Genomic DNA, 19,079 nt, shown 5'->3' on the forward strand with positions numbered 1-19,079 from the left:
ATTGCAAAATAGCAAATGCTTATACTCTAAATATGACAAAGGCAAGGCGTTAATGCTTTGCCTTTTGTTATTAGGTAGGGGCATTGGCTTTTTCTTCGAGGTCTTTTTTCAAACCTTCTGGTAGTCCTTGAACATCACTCAAAGAAAAACCAATTTCGTCCGAGTTTTCATTGGGAATGATACTCAATTTGGAATTGGTTTCTAAAACTATGGCATAAATTTGTTGAATGGATTTTAACCCCTTTTGGCGGATTGCTGCGTATATTTCTGGTTTTAGGATGCGTTCTTTTTTCATATTTTCATCTATAAATTTTCCTTCAAAGAGTAGTAATTGAGGCGTGGACTTAACAACTTCTCTCAACTGGTCTGAAGAGAACATCATTTTGGTCAAGATGTATTGAAGAATTAATAAAATAAGAACAGCAAGTCCTCCTTCTGTTACCGAAATATCTTTGAGAATAATCGTAGAGGCAACAATTGAACCAATCGACACGGTTACTACCCAATCAAAATTATTTAACTCAGAAGTAGAACGCTTGCCAAGTAGCCGAATATAAATGATAATTAAGGCGTATATAATTGCCGATGAAATGAGTATTCTTAGAATATCGACTGGTTGAGTACTAAAAATAGTTTCCATAATATGGGTGATTTTTGATTTTGTAGATATTGAAAAGAGTAAAATGATTAAAGAATTATAAAACGGCTTTGGATGCCCATTGATGGGAGCGTTCCCCAAAGCATTCTAATATGGCATCAACTCCAAGTACTGTGCCTTTGCACAATCTTCCCAAAACAGCGATAGGAAGTTGTTGACTGTTTTGTTGGGACAGGGCATAAGAATAACGATCTGTTATTAATCCAAGCTGATCATGTATTGGAGCGATCAACTCATCCTTTAGTAAGTGTCGAATAATAGGCGTAGAAACCTTTAATAGTTGTGGTGAGTCTAAGACGGTATCAATCATAACAGTTGCTTCTATTGATTGGTGATTGGATGATATTTGCCACCCTGTTTTAGATAAATTTATGCTAGGATTATGTACAAAGTCCAGATTCAAAAGCCCCTTATCCACTAAGGCAACGAGTTGTTGAATGCTATCAACAGGTGGTCCATAGGCATAGCGTTTCATGCGCTCGTCCAAAGTAATAATAGCTTGAGCAACCTCATTGGATAAATTGTGAAACGATAATTTTTTATAGAATGTTGGCTGACAGTGTCTCCAAACTTGCCCAATACAATAATCCAAGCTTATGGGAGCATTTCCTAAAGCCATTTCTATGTAATGCTGCATACTAATTACTGCTGCTTGATGCTTAGGGATGATCAACTCGTGTTGATAATCTAAATTGCCTAACCATAGTACAACTTGATTTTTAATGCTTTCAATACTTAATTGATGCGCTACAGATGAACTTAGCCTGCTAAAAATAGAAGCGGCAAGAGGAGCAAATGCTTGTATTAAAAAAAGATTATTTTCAATATTAGGCGCATGAGAGGACGAGGCTACATCCAATTCACGACTTAGATATTGGAGTTCTTCTATTGTAGGCTTAAACCAATTATCAATTTCTTGATTTAAAGGCTTAGGAGCCATTGGAAGACCATCTAAAGAAAAGGGCACAAACTGTTTTGGAATATGTTTATTGCCTTCAAAATACACGGATTGATTCGTCTCATTTTTGACAAAGCGTCCGCCGAGCCCCTCTAAAATCCCCCTTACAACATCCATCATGGCTAAACCAAAGCCTCGCAATGCAATGGTACTATGCGTTGTAATAATAGAGTGATTTAAAAATTGTCGAATAGGGTAGCATTCTTTAAAAAGAGCAATAGAAGGTGTCTTGGTAGCAAAGCTTTGCCATTTTTCTATTTGCTGGTCCCAATCCGTTGGTTGATGCCCAATGGTCAATAAAATTTCATCCGAAGTATAAATACGACCATCTTCAGTTTTTAGGCTTGTAGCAGTCCCTTTTTTTATAACTTGTTGTACTTTTTTGGGGATGATTGACAAATGCCCTTCTTTTTGTAATGGTCCTGCTATTGACCAAAAGCGTTCTTGTAGATAGCGTCCCAATTTGGAACGAGGAGGGTAATAATCGGGTGATTGGGCAGGAGTAGCTGTATTATAATTAGTCCACTCGTGATATGATGGGAATGTAGGAATGTACTGCTGATCTAATGTAATGGCTTGACGTGCTTCAATTTCAAGGAATCGTTCAGAAATATTTAGCCAATTACTGTCTGGCTGTTCTTGTGCATAAATAGGACCACAGCCAAGGTGCTCTGTGGCTTCAAAAAGCAATGTTTTAATAAGATATTTGGAACAATTTTGAGTATAAAGACACTCTAGGGCAGATAAGCCTCTCGGTCCTGCCCCTACAATAGCAATATGTTTAGTTGGTTTCATAAAAATGATTAAAATAATTGACTTTTATAAATCATTACTTCATGGAAAAATCGCATCAGTTTACCGTGTGAGGGCTTCGCCGTTGATTATCAATAGAGTATGATTTTGTTGCTCAGCTTCTTAAGTGCTTGATAATCAATATTGTGTAAAGGTGCTTTTTGGTTTTTTACAAAAAAGCTAAAAAACTAAGCTTGCCGAGTGGGCTTGTGCTAGTAGCACAAAAGCCCAAGTTCATGACCAGAGGGAACTAGCCTTGCGCTCTCATGAGCGAACCGAGCATAGCGAGCTCACGACCGAAGGGAGTAACAAAGCGAATAATAATCCACGATCACGAAGTAGCAGCGCAGCTAGTTATTGAAGTAGAGTTCACCGTAAGAAATAATCTTAGAGAAAAGAGGTGCAAAAGAATACTTGCCAAGTAGAACGTAAATTATACTTGCTGTTGGCAGCCTAGAAAAGCTAGTTCTAGTTATTTGTAAATTCTTGTTGCATCATCGTTGTTAAAGCAAACTTTTGTATCCAGCCCTCAATGAATCAATTCAACCAATAAGAAAGCCACTATTATTTTAACCCCAAATTGCCTCCAATTGTTTTGAAGTAGTTTAGAACAAGCGTGCTAACTACTATATTTTATAAAGGGAAATAATAAACCGCTTGACCAGCATGTATTTCATAATCCATTACCCTTGGCCAATTACTAGGAATGAGTTTTTTTTCCCAGTTTTTAAAGTCGGTTTGAAGGGATTGCACAACAGCTGGGTGTTGATGGGCTACATTTTGTTGTTCGTGTTTGTCTTGGGCTAGATTATATAAAACGGTACGTTGAGCTAAGTCGTCTTGAATGAGTTTCCAATCGCCTTTGCGAACAGCCTTGTGGTATTCAGAACGCCAAAAGAGTGCTTCATGTGGTACTTTATCGTTATAAGTAGAGTCTAGCAAGTAGGGCATCAGATTAACCCCATCAAATTCTCGATCCTTAGGAAGGTTAACTTGAGCTAGTGCAGTACTTGTTGCAAAAATATCAAGCGCACTAACAGGTTTTCTGTAAATCATTCCTTGGGGAATTGTTCCTTTCCATTGCATCATAAAAGGAACATTAATACCTCCTTCAAAATTGGTGAATTTGCCTCCTTTTAGCGGACTGTTATCTGCGGCACCAGTATAAGTAGCGCCACCATTATCACTAAGAAAAATGACCAATGTATTTTCTTCTAAATGCAGCTCTTTTAGTTGTTGCATAATAGAACCTACCGCATCATCTAAAGCATGAATCATAGCATAATAAATCCGTTTTTCGGGAGATTCAATATGAGCGTATTGATCATAATAAGCTTTTGTTGCCTGAAAAGGAGTATGTGGAGCAGAAAAAGGGACATATACAAAAAATGGGTCGTCTTTGTGTGCTTTTATCCAAGCATTAGTTTCAGAAGCAATCTTGGTAGTCAAATAAGTATCTTCTTTGATAACTTGATCATTTTTTCGGATTGCACAGTTTCCCGTTCTACCTTTTCCCCAGATATGAGGATCTGAAAAATCAGATAGTTTTTGATTGATAATGCCTTCTTTGTCTTCAGGGGCGTACAAACTAAAGGCTTCGTAAAAACCATAATGGTAATCAAAACCTCGTTTGATAGGAATAGCTGTTTCGTTATACCCCATATGCCATTTGCCAATAGCTGCTGTATGGTAGCCTTTTGTTTTGAGAATTTCAGCTAGCGTAAATTCTGTAGGTGGTAGCCCTTGTTTGTGCATCGCTTCGAAAGTAGGGACAGCCCAATCTTCGTGTTGTGCTACTTTCCAGTCACCAGTATTAAGAAGGTTTGCATAGACAAAATATTCAATTCTATTTTTGGGATAACGTTCGTGTATGTTGATTTCAAAGCCAAAACGTTGTTGATAACGTCCCGTGATAAGACCTGCTCTTGAAGGGGCACAGATTGGAGAAGAAATATAACCTTCTTTGAAGGTCACGCCATTCGCACCAATAGCATCTATGTGTTTTGTGTGGACGTGTTGCCCACCATATCTAGACACATCCATAAGACTTAGATCATCCGCCAAAATGACTATAATGTTAGGCAATGGGGTAGAGTCTGAGTGCGTTTGTTGTTGTTGGAGGTAACGATGACGATAATCTATTTTGTCTTTGTCGAAGACAATATTGTATTTAGGATTGCCCATTGGCCAGAAACCAAAAATCAATAGAGGAATGAGAATTCCAACTCCGATGCCTAAACGAATTTTAGTTCTTTTTTTCATTAAATATAGAATGAGTAGTTCGTTGCGGATTGCATGAATAGTTTCTTTGTGGTATTAGTAATAGTCAAATAGGCTATTATTTAGTGAACTCTATGTTGCTACTACGTGGTTTCAACGAACTATTGAGAATGAGAGCGAGAATATTTTATAACGACACAAAAAAGCCTTTCACTTTTACAACAGTAAAAGTGTCTAATCCTATTGGTAGGTGTATTAGTTGCTTTGAGAAGCGTCAGACCTTAATAATTTTGTCATAGCTAAATAATCAGGTTGATCCGATGCCGATTTGTGAATGAAACTATTAATTATTTTACCTTCTTTAAGCAAGAAAACACCAGGCATTTGCTTCATGTTTCCTAATGGTTTTTTAGTTTCAAAGCCAAATTTTAACCCAATTGCCCGAGACCAAACTTTGAGGCCATAAAGTTCACTAAATGTTCCTTTTTGCAGACCAAAATACTCATAAAGTGTCATATCTGGATCAGAGACATGTTCCTCTGACTCTAGGTTATACTCTTTTAAGTATTGCTCCCCATAAATTTCTTCTGCCATATGGACAAAAACCAATTTAATGTTGAGGCGATCCAATTCGTCTTTGATGTTTGCAAAATCATTTAGAGCTTCTCTACAAAATACACAGCCAAAATGACGCAAGAAAACTAACATAACAGTATTTTCTTCTGTTATGGTTCTCAGATCATTACCTTCGTTTGTGAAGATGGCTTCTAGTATTTCTAATTCTAAATTCATGTTTTATTCATTTTGTATATACAAGGTACTTAAAAAATATAAAAATAGAAAGGCTATTAAGGTAATTTTAACGAACTCTCTTTTTCACTTGTAGCTTTAAATAAACAGATGTAGATAGAGAATGATTCCCTTTTTTTGAATTGCTATTGAACTTAGCGCTTGGAGGATAAGGCATTAAAAATAAGAAAGCATTGTTTGGGATAGATTCCAAAACAATGCTTTCTTGTATTTTTTGTTGGTCAATGCCACCTCAATTGGTTTTGGGCATTTTGATTGAACAGAATGTATACGGACTAATTGCTTATTTTTCAGTATCAGCTATAGCAGTACTAGTTGATTCAGGAACTTCTTTGACATGAACCATCAATACATGTTCAACCATAGAGACTTCTCGTGCTGCCTCAATAGGATCTTCTAGAATTTCTTTAGGTTCCATGACAATTCCTTCGTTAGCATCATCAATAGCAAATTGTTGAATAATCTGTAAATTGTAAGATTCCATTAAACCATTAAGGTGGTCATCCCCAGTAATACTGAATTCGCCAGAGCTAAAAATTTGTGCCCATGGAGCATTGGCTTCATAAAGTACAACCAAACTAACTTTCTTATCAGCAAGGCTGGCAAGGTCTTCTAATTCTAAGCTAACTTTTCCTTTTTCAAAAGATGCTAGACTCTTGTAGTAATAAGCTTTTGCAGCGACTTTTTTCTTGACTGTTCTAGTTCCCAACGTAGAGGTGTCAATAATAGATGAATCGGCTTTTGTTGTTGTGTCGGTAGTATTTGAAGCTTCATTGTTTGTACAAGCAACAACAACTAAGGATAGTAAAGAAGCAAAAACAGCGAATACCAATAAAGTTTTTATACGTTTCATTCTAAGTTATAATTTTTAATACTTTACTTTCTATATTAAAAGACTGGGGACAAAATCAAAAAATTATTGGTAAAGTAAATGATTAATGGAATATGTTTTGAAGTTGTTTAAAATGGGATTTAGATATTAGTTTATTTTTAAACAAGTTCATGTATACAGAGGACGAAAGTACGTTTTTTTTTAATAGCAATAAAGCCATTACTCTGTAGAATAATGGCTTTATGGTTATCGCGCTGCGTACTACAAATTAATTTACGTCAGCTGTTGTATTAAGATCTTCTTCTTGCGGAACTTCTTTAATTTGTACCATTAGTACATCTTCGACTAAAGACAGTTCGCGTGCTGCTTCTACTGGATTTTCTAAAAGTGCATTAGGTTCTAGAACCAATCCTTCGTTATCTTCATCAATAGCAAATTGTTGAACAATATCCAATTGGTAAGAAGCCATTAATCCATTAAATGTATCGTTTCCTGTTTGGTCGTATTTTCCTGTATTAAAGATCTCTGCCCAAGGAGCATCCGCTTCATACAAAACGACTAAATTTACTTTTTTGCCTTCTAGCGTAGCTAATGTAGAGATGTCAACATCTGCGTAACCTTCTTTGAAGGTTGCCAAGCTATTGTAATAGAAAGCTTTAGCTGCAATTTTGCTAGAAGCACTACGAGTATTGATTTCGGTTGACTCTACATCTGTTGTATTAGCGTCTGCAGTTTCTGTTTGGTCGCTAGAACAAGAAACTACCATAATAGATAGAACAACTAAGAGACCATATGTAAGGAGATTATTTAGGACTTTCATGTAATAATTGATTTGATGCGTTATAAATCTTTAAAAACTTAGTTTAATTGTACGGTTCTATGGGCTTAATGTTTTTTGTCTTGAGAATGTTACCATTTAAAGGCATTTTTCTAGCAATTTTTTTTGTAAATGATTTAATAAGGATTCCTCCATGCTTGCCAAGAAGCTCAAGTTTATATAAGAAAGATGCTACCTTTTAAGATAGAATTGTTTTCTTTGCCTTTTGATGTTTCAAATACGATAAAATAAAGATAGAAAGGAGCAAACTCTATTGAACTTATGTATAAACACAAAAATACGGATTTAAACTTTTTATGTGTCGAAAAATGACATTTTTATTCTTCTTATGGCTGTTTTTCGCCCTTTTATGACAGATTTGTTGTTCAAAAACAACATTTAATAACATTGCTCATGGAGCTAAATTGTTTTTTTTAGAAAGGGGAGGTAAATATTTGAGTTGGGGTGTTTCCCAAATTACTGCTTAAACTTGTTATTCTTGATACTGGTGGAAAGATACTTGTAGCATACCAAGAAAACAAAATGCCTTGTGGAATTGTTCTAAATCTAAAGATTTGCAAAGACATAAGATTTTTGAACATAAAAAAGCTCACTCAGATTTGACGTACAAAAATACACTGGTTTGATATGTTATTGAGCCAATAAAGTTTAAAATTATTACAATAAAAAAAGTGAAAAGAGGTAGTTTGTTAAAGGTAGAACACTTGAAAGAAGCGAGTGTACAGGTGCACTAAACTAAGGAGCATTTGTTGTCGCTAAGAAAAACATTCCTCTGTTGAAACCATATAGTAGCAGTGTAGCAAACTAAGCAAAGCGATCTCACGAAGTAAATTATATTAGTTTGATTAGCTGTTGTTGTTGGTAAATTGTTGACAGTTAAGTTATATGTATATCAACGATGAATGAATGCTTATTACGGCTTAATGGGAGTTAACAAACTACTATAAAAAGAACGATATATTATGAACGCAACAGAAACAATCGTGAGAACGATTAATCCTATTGATAATCAGGTGCTAAAAGAATATAGTTTAGAAACTTGGGATGAAGTAAAAGCAAAATTGGAGCAGTCAGAAGCTGCCTTCCATCAGTGGAAGCGACAATCTTATGCCCAAAGAGCAGCTTTTTTTGTGAAAACAGCTGAAATTTTAGAAGCGAACAAAGGAAGTTATGCGAAACAGATGACTTTGGAGATGGGAAAACCAATTACGCAAGCTGTTTCGGAAATAGAAAAATGTGCCTTGGTTTGCCGATTTTATGCAGAAAATGCCGATGATTTCTTAGCGGATCAACCTATTAAAACAGAGTTTACAAAAAGCTATGTGACCTATCAGCCATTGGGAACGATTTTGCAAGTAATGCCTTGGAATTTTCCTTTTTGGCAAGTATTTCGTTTTGCGGCTCCAGCTCTTATGGCAGGTAATGTTACCATTTTAAAGCACGCTTCTAATGTCATTGGTTGTGGTGAGTTGATTCATCAAATATTTGAAGCGGCTGGTTTTCCTAAAGGCGTTTTTCAACATGTGATTATTGATAGTGATTTGGTAGGAGATATTTTGGCGCAAGATATGGTACAAGGTGTTGCTCTAACGGGAAGTGTTCCTGCAGGAAAGGCAGTAGGAGAGTTGGCAGGCAAAAACTTGACAGAATGTGTCCTTGAATTAGGTGGTTCTGATCCTTTTATTGTCTTGAAGGACGCTGATTTACCACAAGCGGCTAAAATTGCTGTTCAGTCGAGAATGCACAATACGGGGCAAACCTGTATTTCTGCCAAACGGCTTATTGTAGAAGAAGCCGTTGCAGATGAATTTATGAAACTTCTAAAAGAGGAAATGCAACAATTGGTCGTTGGAGACCCGATGGATGAAGCAACTAGAATTAGTGTTATGGCTCGAATGGACTTGGCAGAAGAGTTGCAAGAGCAAGTCAATAAATCCATTGATATGGGAGCTATTGTAGAATTCTCTGGAGGACACAAAAAAGGTACAAATTATTTTTATCCGATGCTATTGAGTAATGTGAAAAAGGGAATGCCTGCTTATGAAGAAGAATTGTTTGGACCTGTCGGTGTATTTTTTGTTGTTAAAAATACAACAGAAGCAGTAGCTTTGGCTAATGATTCTATTTTTGGATTGGCAGCAACAGTATGGTCAGAAGACGAAGAAAAAGCAATTGCTGTGGCTCACCAACTAGAGGTAGGAGCTGTGGCAATTAATAAATTGATGAGTTCTGATCCCAGAATTCCATTTGGAGGAGTAAAACAGTCGGGGGTTGGTCGTGAACTGGGGCGAGAAGGAATTTTAGGTTTTGTTAACAAAAAATCAGTAGTTGTCAAATAACAATAGTTAGCTGCGCTGCTACTACGTGGTCGTTGAAAAACTTTATTGCTTTGATAATTAATAAGTTATGATTTTTGCTGTATTTTGTGTTAAAAATTTGATTATCAACTGCGCAGCACTCATGCAATACCAAGAAGTAGCAGCGCAGGTAACTAAGCGAAGCGATCTCATAAAATACCACGCAGTAGCAGCGAAGCTAATCAACGAACTACTAAAATAAGAAATAGCACATTTTATAGGGTTCTCCATATTGGTTTAGAGACATGGGGAACCTTTTTTAGTTTTAATTAAATGTTAATCTAAACTGGATTAAAATTTTTTAGTTACTTTTATGTGTAATTAATAGAAATAGTAGTTGGTTAAGTTTATAAACAACTCTTTTGTACTACTAAGCAGAAATCACTTGGCAAACGTAGTTTTTTGTGGTGTTGCTGCGTGGTTTCAGCAGATTATTACGGAAACGATCAAATCAATCATGTTAATACAATTGCTCCATATCATCAATCTGATCACCTTGTTGTTTTCTACAACAGGGGTATTGGCGCATCAGCATTATTGTCAAGATAAATTAAAAACCGTATCCTTCTACACAACTACAAAAGACTGTTGTAAAAAACAAAAAAAAATAACGCAGCACTGTTCTGCAAAAACTCCTCAAATAGGTAAGAAGAAATGTTGTGAAAATAAGACCATTTTTAGTGTTGATAGCAGTGCGCAACAACTTCTAGATGTTGACAAGAATTTAAGCACTCCTTGGAGCTTTGCATATATCCCAATTATTCATTATTGTATAGAGCCAGTCGTTCAGCCCATTTATTGGGATGCGCAAGAGAAATGGCAGTATTATACTTATAAAGCACCTCCCAATCAGGTAGCTACATATCTGTTATTTTGTTCTTTTTTGTGTTAGAGATTAGATTTTGACTATAAGTTTTAGAAAACTTATACGTATACTTAATGTATAGGTATAAGGTGTTTTTAATGTACTTGATGCTCATCAAGTGTCAAAATCTAGAATATGTTAGATAAATTAATTTTATTTTTCCTAAAAAATAGATTGATTACCTTTCTATTGGTACTATTAACTATTGTTTGGGGAGTGGTAACAATGCCATTTGATATAGACAAATATTTCTTGCCAAATGACCCTGTTGCTGTGGATGCCATTCCAGATATTGGAGAAAATCAACAAATTGTTTTCACCGCTTGGAATGGTCGATCGCCACAAGATATAGAAGACCAAATTACGTACCCGCTTACGACAGCTTTGTTAGGCATCCCAGGTGTGCGAACCATTCGAAGCAACTCCATGTTTGGTTTTTCTAGTATTTATATCATTTTTGAAGAAGATATAGAGTTTTATTGGAGTCGTTCTCGCATCTTAGAAAAGCTGAATTCCTTGCCCAATGGCTTGTTGCCAAACGAAGTACAACCGAGCTTAGGACCAGATGCCACTGCTTTGGGGCAAATCTATTGGTATACAATAGAAGGCAGAGATGAGCAAGGTGTGGCAACAGGTGGCTGGGACCCACAAGAGTTGCGGTCGATACAAGATTTTTATGTGAAGTATAGCCTAGCATCCGCAAGTGGGGTATCTGAAATTGCTTCTATTGGGGGCTATGTCAAAGAGTACCAAGTTGATGTTGATCCCAATCAATTAATAGCGTATGATATAACATTAAATCAAGTAATTGAAGCTGTTCGAAATAGCAACTTAGACGTTGGTGCCAAAACTTTGGAGGTCAATCGTGTAGAGTATTTTGTTCGAGGCTTAGGTTATATCAAAAGTGTGCAAGATTTAGAGGAATCGGTTATTACTCATAGAAACAACAACCCTATTTATGTAAAGGATATAGGAAGGGTTGTTTTGGGACCCGCCGTTCGCAGAGGAATATTGGATAAGAGCGGGGCAGAGGTAGTTGGAGGAGTCGTTGTGGCTAGATACGGTGCCAATCCGCTAGAAGTAATTGATAATGTAAAAGCAAAAATCAAGGAATTAGAGCATGGTTTGCCGAGTAAAACCTTAGCAGATGGAACCGTTTCCAAATTGCGCATTGTGCCATTTTACGATCGGAGTCACTTGATAAAAGAAACAATAGGTACCTTGCAAGAAGCGCTTACATTGGAGATGTTGATTACCATTATTGTCATTATTATTTTACTCCTAAATTTAAAAGCTTCTATCTTAGTTTCAAGCTTATTGCCCATTGCTGTGCTAATGTGTTTTATTGCCATGCGTTATTTGGGGGTTGATGCGAATGTTGTTGCTTTATCAGGTATTGCCATCGCCATAGGAACCATGGTCGATATGGGAATTGTGCTTTCCGAAAATATTGTAGAGAATATAGAAAAGGCACCAGCCTCAGAATCTAAAATAGAAACGATTTTTAAAGCAACAAAAGAGGTCGCTTCTGCTATTATTACGGCTGTTGCGACAACCATCATTAGCTTCTTACCTGTTTTTACAATGGTAGCAGCAGAAGGAAAATTGTTTCGTCCTTTGGCGATGACAAAAACTTTTGCTCTGTTGGCTTCTATATTGTTGACAGTAATTGTTCTACCTACATTTGCCTATTGGATTTTTGAAAAAAAAGGTGCTTCATCCAAGCGTTTCTTGAAAGTATTTTTATACCTCTCCTTAGCCTTGTTGGGAGGTGTCGGTTTGGTGTTTGGGCAATATTGGGCAGGGGCAATAGCTATTCTTATTGCTAGTATGGAGTTATTGGCAATGAATGCACACCGCTTGCCTCAATCGCTTCAATGGTTGGGTAATAATGGCAAAAACTTCATTTATGCTTTAGTTTTAACTTATTTCTTAGCGATAGAGTGGATGCCTTTAGGGGGGAGTTATTCTGATTTTAGTAACTTTTTACTAACAAGTATTTTGATTGCCTTAATACTAGGTTTTTTCCAGTTGGTTATTGTTAGCTATGAAAAAATATTACGCTTTTGTCTGCGATACAAACTGCTGTTTTTTTTGCTGCCCATCCTTATTATTCTAATGGGAACCAACGTGTACCGCCAAACACAAACGGAGTTTATGCCAAGTTTGGATGAGGGCGCTTTTTTGTTGATGCCAACTAGTATGCCCCATGCAGGCATGGAAGAGAATCAGGAAATTATTCGATTGTTAGATATGGCAGTGGCTTCTATCCCTGAAGTAGATGGAGTGGTTGGGAAAGCTGGTCGGGTAGAATCGGCTTTGGATCCTGCGCCTATGTCTATGTTTGAGAATATTATCAATTATAAATCAGAATATAAAACCAATGAAAATGGGCAAAAGATACGATTTAAGGTTGATCGGAAGGGACATTTTGTCTATGATCAATCGGGAGCGTTAATTCCTGATAAAAATGGTCAATATTTTAGGCAGTGGAGAGAGCATATAAAATCTCCAGACGATATTTGGAACGAAATTGTTGCTGCGACCAAAATACCTGGGGTAACACCAGCCCCTAAATTACAACCCATAGAAACTAGGTTGGTGATGTTGCAAACAGGAATGCGTGCGCCAATAGGTCTCAAAATAAAAGGACCAGACTTGAAAACCATTCAAGACTTCGGATTCAAGTTAGAAGCATTATTAAAAGAAGTCGACGGGGTCAAAGCAAAGGCTGTTTTTGCCGACCGAATTGTCGGAAAACCTTATCTGGAAATTGATTTTGATCGAAAGGCACTAGCTAGGTATGGATTAAAAATAAAAACGGTGCAAAACTATGTCCAAGTAGCCATTGGAGGGATGGTTTTGTCACAAACCGTAGAAGGACGAGAACGCTATGGCATTCGAGTGCGGTATCCTAGAGCACTGAGAAAAGACCCTGATGCTATTCGAAAGCTTTTAATTCCTATAGATGGAGATACCGAAATACCTTTGGAGGATGTCGCAACAATCAACTATGAGCAAGGACCACAGGCAATAAAGAGCGAAGATGGTTTTTTGACAGGTTATGTTTTGTTGGATAAAGAAGCTGGCTTTTCGGAAACTACGGTAGTTGAAAATGCTCAAAACTATATTCAAGAGCAAATCAAGAGTGGTCAATTGACTGTACCCGCAGGAGTTAGTTATCGTTTTGCGGGGAATTATGAAAATCAAGTTCGAGCGAATAAACGTTTGGCGATTGTCATGCCCATTGCCTTACTATGTATTTTCTTAATCCTGTACCTTCAATTTTATTCTGTAGCACTTTCTTTAATGGTTTTTATGGGGGTGATTATAGCTTTCTCAGGGGGCTTCATCATGATTGGACTGTACAACGAAGATTGGTTCTTGGATGTGACAATTGGGGGAACAAATTTGCGTGATCTATTCCAAATTAACCCCATTAATTTAAGCGTTGCTGTTTGGGTTGGTTTTTTAGCTCTGTTTGGTATCGCTACAGACGATGGGGTGTTGGTTGGAACTTATTTGCAGCAATCCTTCAAGGATAACGAGCCTCAAACAGTATCTGAAATCCGAGCTGCTGTGCTAGAGGCGGGGTGCCGAAGGGTACGTCCCGCAATGATGACGACTGCTACGACTATCTTGGCTTTGTTGCCTGTCTTAACTTCTAGTGGTCGTGGATCAGATATTATGATTCCAATGGCAATTCCTTCTTTTGGGGGGATGGTCATCCAAATGATAACCATGTTTACAGTACCTGTTTTATTTTGCGCTTGGGCTGAATTGAAATTATATAGAAGAACTAAAAAAGAGGGCTTATGAGATATTTAATTGTAATAATTTGCCTCTGTATAGCGTGGTCGTTAACAGGGCAAAATTTTGAAACGTACTATAAGGCTGCGGTTAACAACAACCCCCAACTCAAAGCTACTTTTAATCAATATTATAGTACAAAAGAAAGAAGTACACAGGTAAAATTGCCACCGCCTTCCGTGGCTTTAGGCGTGTTTGTACTTCCTGTTGAAACTAGATTGGGAGCGCAGCGATTTAGGCTAGGAGCAACACAAATGTTTCCTGCTTTTGGTGCTTTGAAAGCAAAAAAAAGTTTGATTCATGAACAGGGGGTGTTGAAGTTACAAGAGGCACAAGTTATTCGCAATCAGCTTTATTTTAATTTGCGTGATATTTGGTACCAAGCTTCTGAAATCAAAGCACTAACTAATGTCGAATGGCGCAATCTAGAGTTATTAAAAACTTTAGAAAAATTGGCATTACAAAAGGTTGAGAATGGACAGGGCAGTCTAGCAGATGTTTATCAAATAAAAATGGAGCAGAACAATCGAGTGGCAAAAATAGAGCTTTTGGAGAACAAATTACCTGTCTTGGAGCTTGCGTTTGCTCAACTTGTAAAAGAGGATAGTTTGCCTTTCCCTGCAACAATGGATACCATCACATTGCGACAGTTGACCTACCCAAAGGATTCTTTGATGGTTTGGATGCGTCACCAAAACCCACAAATGGGGTTGTTAGAGGCTCAAAGAAGGGTTGCCAACCAAAAAATGATGGTTCAAAAAACTAAAAATAGACCAACGTATGGGGTGGGCTTAAATTATACTTTTTTGACCAAAAGAACGGATGCCAATCCTTCTCAAAATGGGCAAGGTATCTTGATGCCTACCTTTAGCATTCAAGTGCCTATTTATAAAGATCAAAATCAAGCTAGGGTGAAAGAAGTGGTCTTTGAGCTAAAAGCTTTGGATTACCAAGAGGAGCATTTAATGGACAATTTAGAAGTGCAATTAGAAAATATGTTGACTTCTTACCGAGCGGCACAAATCAACCTGAAGCATTATCGAGCGCAAATTGCTTTTACACAGAAAACCTTAGATCTGTTATTAGCAGAGTATAGTGTTGATAATAAAAGTATTGATGAAATACTACAGTTAGAGCGAAGCTTGCTGAATTATCAACAAAAATTGATCGAGTATTCTATTGTACAAAATAGAGCTCTAATCGGTCTAGAACAATTATTTGCACAACCTTTATTCAATTGATACAATGAAAGATACAATTAAAAATAATATTCGACAGCTTAGTGGGCTAATTGTAAGCTTATTGCTAGGTTTTTTAATTGGGTGGCTGGTTTTTTCAGCTAATTCTACAACTACCGATAAAAATACGATTGATAATCCCATAAAAACACCTCCAAAGGAAGAGATTTGGACTTGTTCCATGCATCCTCAAATAAGACAAAACGAACCAGGAGATTGTCCGATATGCGGGATGGATTTAATCCCTATTTCTGAGGATGCCAATCAAGACAATGCTACGCAGCTAGTTATGACAAAAGAAGCGGTGAAGTTAGCACAAGTAGAGACAACGGTTGTTGGTAATTTATCTGCTGCAACCTCGATGGATAAGCCCCAAAAAGAAATCTTTTTGACTGGAAAAGTACAGATGGACGCAAGGACGGATGCTACTCAAGTCGCTCATATGAGTGGACGTTTGGAAGAGTTATTGGTTGCTTTTGAGGGGGAACAGGTGCGCAAGAACCAAAAAATAGCCGTATTGTATGCGCCTGAATTAGTTAGTGCGCAAAAAGAATTATTAGAAGCCATCAAGCTTAAAAATGAATATCCAGCACTGTACGAAGCTGCTCGACAGAAAATTCTACAATGGAAATTGCCACTATCAACAATTAAGGAGATTGAAGAAAGTGGTCAAATACAGAGGGAAGTAGCCATTTATGCAGAACGTTCGGGTATATTGACTAGGCGTTATGTTGAAGAAGGTGATTATGTAAAACAAGGCAGTCCTTTGTTTGATATTATGGATTTGAATCGTGTTTGGGTGTTGTTTGATGTCCACGAGAAGGACTTGAAATGGATCAAAAAGGGAACCACCATCGAATTTAATATAGAGGCAATGCCTCAAAAAACATATCGCTCTAAAATTACATTTATAGATCCTATTATCAATCCCAATACAAGAGTAGCTGCGGCTAGAGTTGAGTTGAACAACCGAAGTGGCATGCTAAAACCTGAAATGTTTGCCAAAGGAATTGTACGTGTTAATCCCTTACTATCTAAGGACGTCTCAAGTCCTATTGTCGTTCCTAAAACAGCTGTCTTATGGACTGGAAAACGCTCGGTTATTTATGTGAAAAATCCTGAAGTGGATGTCCCTACTTTTGAGTTTCGAGAGGTAGAATTAGGGGCAGATTTGGGAGAACATTTTATCGTTAAAGAAGGTGTGAGTGATAGAGAAGAAATTGTGGTCAATGGTGCTTTTAGAATCGATGCGGCAGCGCAATTAAGTAATAAAAATAGCATGATGAATCGCTTGGTGCGTGTCAAAGAGACTACTTTGCGAGAGCATCAGTTGCCGAACTATCAGAAGGAGGTGTCGGATGAGTTTAAACGATTGTGGACCGAGTTGATAAAGAGTTATTTGGTGCTTAAAAATGCCTTAGTAGCAAGTGATTTTGACAAGGCACAGCAAGCCAGTGAGGTGGTGGCTAAAAAAATGGAGCATATAGATATGAGTTTGCTGGAAGGAAAGGCACATCTATTTTGGATGGAAAAAATGCCTTCAATAGAAAAATCGCTCGAGACCCTGCACTTAGCAAAAAGTATAGATGCTCAACGGGCAGCTTTTGCAACGTTATCGGATGAGTTGATTCCACTCGTTAAGGTATTCGGAATTACCGAAGGGACGTTTTTTGTTCAATATTGCCCAATGGCTTTAGATGATAAAGGGGCAAATTGGTTAAGTCAAGAGGAGGGAATTCAAAACCCTTATTTTGGAGATAAGATGTTGCGTTGTGGTTCTATTGAAGAAACATTATCCTTTAAAAAATAAAAAACTATTCAATCATATTTAGTAGTTCGTTGATGAGTTCGCTATGCTACTAACCTGTGGTGTGGTTTCAACGAGCTATTGTCATTTTATTAAAAACAAACAATTATGAAGTCAATTTATGGAATTATTGCGCTGCTTTTTGTCGTTATAACACTAGTATCTTGCTCTGTTAACGTAGAGTCTGATGACAAAAAGGAATCGACAGAACAGCAAGGAAAAGAATACACGGCAGCATATATTTGCCCCATGCATTGTGAGGGAAGTGGGAGTGATGAAATGGGAACTTGTCCTGTGTGTGGAATGGATTACGAAAAAAATGAAAAGCACAATGAAAGTGGTCACAGTCATTAAATGAGTGCCGCACAATTTTGGGGATAAATGATGTCACTATTATAGAGACTATTGGTTAGTTGTTCTTAGGTGCAAAAACTGTTTTTTAGAATAGTACATCTAAGAATAACTAGCAGATAGTTGAATAGAAATAGATTGTTGTATATTCTCAGTTTATTGTCAAGTGTTGCTAGAGAGGATATCAATAATGTTTTATAAGTAAGCTTATTGCACTTGACAAAGTGAATCGTAAGAATGGAGGTAAATACAGTAGTTTTCCTCAAAAAAAGTTTATATTACTTATGTGTTTTGTAGGATTTGGACGAGAGAAGCACGTTAAATAGTTTGTATATTTGTACGAAGTGAACCCATTTGTGTGGCACAATTTGAGGTGTCCCAAGATCAAATGTTTTACTCCTTAATATTATTACAATAGGTAAGAGGATAGAAAAAATGATTATAAAAATGGGGGGATTTTTAGTACTAATCAAAGAGCAAAAAGGAAGCGTTGACTTTGTTGTTACTGCGTGGTACTTATTATTTTTTTGAACGATTACTTACATTCAAATGATACGATTTTTCATAGGTTTAGGGATTTTTATGATTTGGGCGGTATTCGCTCGGAATTACTACATTTGCGAAATAAAAGGGGAGTGTGGACCTCCATTAGCAGATGTAGATTCTACTTTTTTGGACAATATCCCAGAAACGTTAGATTTAACAGCAGGTGAGCACATACTGTTAGAAAATTATCCCCAGTTTTATTTTGATTATGCAAGCCACGACTATACCTATATAGATGGGAATGAAAAGTTTTTAGGTTATGTTGTTTCTTTTTTGGAGGAACATCCAGCGGATAGTATTTATTTGGTGATAACAGGATACTATTTGTCAAGCGAAAGTAAAGCAATAAAAAATAGCAACTTGTACAATGATCTGGGAATGGCAAGGGCACAAACGATTATAGACAAATTGATTCACGAGTACCAACTGCCAAAGGGGCGCATTCAAGCGCAATCTAAATTGGCTATTAGTGATCCTGTCGAGGAATATTTGTCTTTTAATATAGTTGGTTATATTCCACCGAATGCTATTGCTCAAACCAAAGAAGATACGGCATTTCTAGAGCTAATAAAAACATCTGTAAAAGATATTACTTATACCGACAAAAGTGCCAAGTTTGCATACAATTCAGGAGTATTCAATCCTAATCCTACTTTTGAAGTATACGTTGATTCACTAAGGCAGTATTTTGGACGGAATCCTGATGATTATTTGGTGATAATAGGGCATACTGATAGTAGAGGTACAGAGTCGTATAATCGAGAATTAGGGTTGGAACGAGCCGAATCTGTTAAGAACTACTTGCAGGAACAGAATTTGGAAATTACAATTAAGACCAAATCAGAAGGAGAAAAAAATCCAATGGTGCCGAATAAAAACGAAGATGGCAGTTATAATATTGATGCTATGGCAAAAAATCGACGCGTAAATATTATAATAAAATCCACAAATTAAGTATACTTGTTAGTTCAGTAGGCGGAATAAAATTAAAATCTAA

At 36.9% G+C, this 19,079-nt stretch carries 13 protein-coding genes; 7 read left to right on the forward strand and 6 right to left on the reverse strand.

Annotated features, from left to right (window positions below; all coding sequences use genetic code 11):
* Positions 1–70: 70 nt before the first annotated feature.
* The 6 genes from CG11_RS08570 to CG11_RS08595 form a co-directional block, all read right to left on the reverse strand.
* Positions 71–640: a DUF421 domain-containing protein gene (locus tag CG11_RS08570; protein WP_052595125.1), complete on the reverse strand. Its 570-nt coding sequence runs from the start codon at positions 638–640 to the stop codon at positions 71–73.
* 55 nt (positions 641–695) lie between these two features.
* A complete protein-coding gene (locus tag CG11_RS08575; RefSeq protein WP_052595127.1) occupies positions 696–2,411 on the reverse strand; it encodes an FAD/NAD(P)-binding protein in 1,716 nt (571 codons plus the stop codon).
* Positions 2,412–3,041: 630 nt separating this feature from the next.
* Entirely contained in the window at positions 3,042–4,670 is a 1,629-nt protein-coding gene (locus CG11_RS08580) for a sulfatase-like hydrolase/transferase (RefSeq protein ID WP_052595129.1), read from the reverse strand.
* A gap of 213 nt (positions 4,671–4,883) precedes the next feature.
* Positions 4,884–5,420 (reverse strand): SelL-related redox protein, encoded by a 537-nt coding sequence (locus CG11_RS08585; protein WP_052595131.1) that lies wholly within the window; start codon positions 5,418–5,420, stop codon positions 4,884–4,886.
* A gap of 301 nt (positions 5,421–5,721) precedes the next feature.
* Positions 5,722–6,291, reverse strand: coding sequence for a hypothetical protein (locus tag CG11_RS08590; RefSeq protein WP_052595132.1), 570 nt, complete (start codon positions 6,289–6,291; stop codon positions 5,722–5,724).
* A 247-nt stretch (positions 6,292–6,538) separates the two neighbouring features.
* Entirely contained in the window at positions 6,539–7,090 is a 552-nt protein-coding gene (locus tag CG11_RS08595; protein ID WP_052595134.1) for a hypothetical protein, read from the reverse strand.
* Positions 7,091–8,070: 980 nt separating this feature from the next.
* Here CG11_RS08595 and CG11_RS08600 point away from each other — a divergent pair.
* The 7 genes from CG11_RS08600 to CG11_RS08630 all read left to right on the forward strand — a co-directional run bounded on the left by CG11_RS08600 (position 8,071) and on the right by CG11_RS08630 (position 19,036).
* The gene (locus tag CG11_RS08600; RefSeq protein WP_052595136.1) at positions 8,071–9,447 is read left to right on the forward strand and encodes an NAD-dependent succinate-semialdehyde dehydrogenase; all 1,377 of its coding nucleotides are present in this window, start codon (positions 8,071–8,073) and stop codon (positions 9,445–9,447) included.
* A 403-nt stretch (positions 9,448–9,850) separates the two neighbouring features.
* Complete coding sequence (locus CG11_RS08605) at positions 9,851–10,357, forward strand: hypothetical protein (protein WP_156039705.1); 507 nt, start codon at positions 9,851–9,853, stop codon at positions 10,355–10,357.
* A 108-nt stretch (positions 10,358–10,465) separates the two neighbouring features.
* Complete coding sequence (locus CG11_RS08610) at positions 10,466–14,149, forward strand: efflux RND transporter permease subunit (RefSeq protein WP_052595140.1); 3,684 nt, start codon at positions 10,466–10,468, stop codon at positions 14,147–14,149.
* A complete protein-coding gene (locus CG11_RS08615) occupies positions 14,146–15,381 on the forward strand; it encodes a TolC family protein (protein ID WP_052595144.1) in 1,236 nt (411 codons plus the stop codon). Before CG11_RS08610 ends, CG11_RS08615 begins: the two co-directional genes overlap by 4 nt.
* A gap of 4 nt (positions 15,382–15,385) precedes the next feature.
* Positions 15,386–17,188, forward strand: a complete 1,803-nt coding sequence (locus CG11_RS08620; RefSeq protein WP_052595146.1) for an efflux RND transporter periplasmic adaptor subunit — start codon at positions 15,386–15,388, stop codon at positions 17,186–17,188.
* A gap of 105 nt (positions 17,189–17,293) precedes the next feature.
* Positions 17,294–17,539: a heavy metal-binding domain-containing protein gene (locus CG11_RS08625; protein ID WP_052595148.1), complete on the forward strand. Its 246-nt coding sequence runs from the start codon at positions 17,294–17,296 to the stop codon at positions 17,537–17,539.
* Between the two features lie 546 nt (positions 17,540–18,085).
* Complete coding sequence (locus CG11_RS08630; RefSeq protein WP_081909508.1) at positions 18,086–19,036, forward strand: OmpA family protein; 951 nt, start codon at positions 18,086–18,088, stop codon at positions 19,034–19,036.
* Positions 19,037–19,079: the final 43 nt, after the last annotated feature.

Origin of the sequence: Aureispira sp. CCB-QB1 (genome assembly GCF_000724545.1) — a bacterium.
Lineage (GTDB): Bacteria > Bacteroidota > Bacteroidia > Chitinophagales > Saprospiraceae > Aureispira.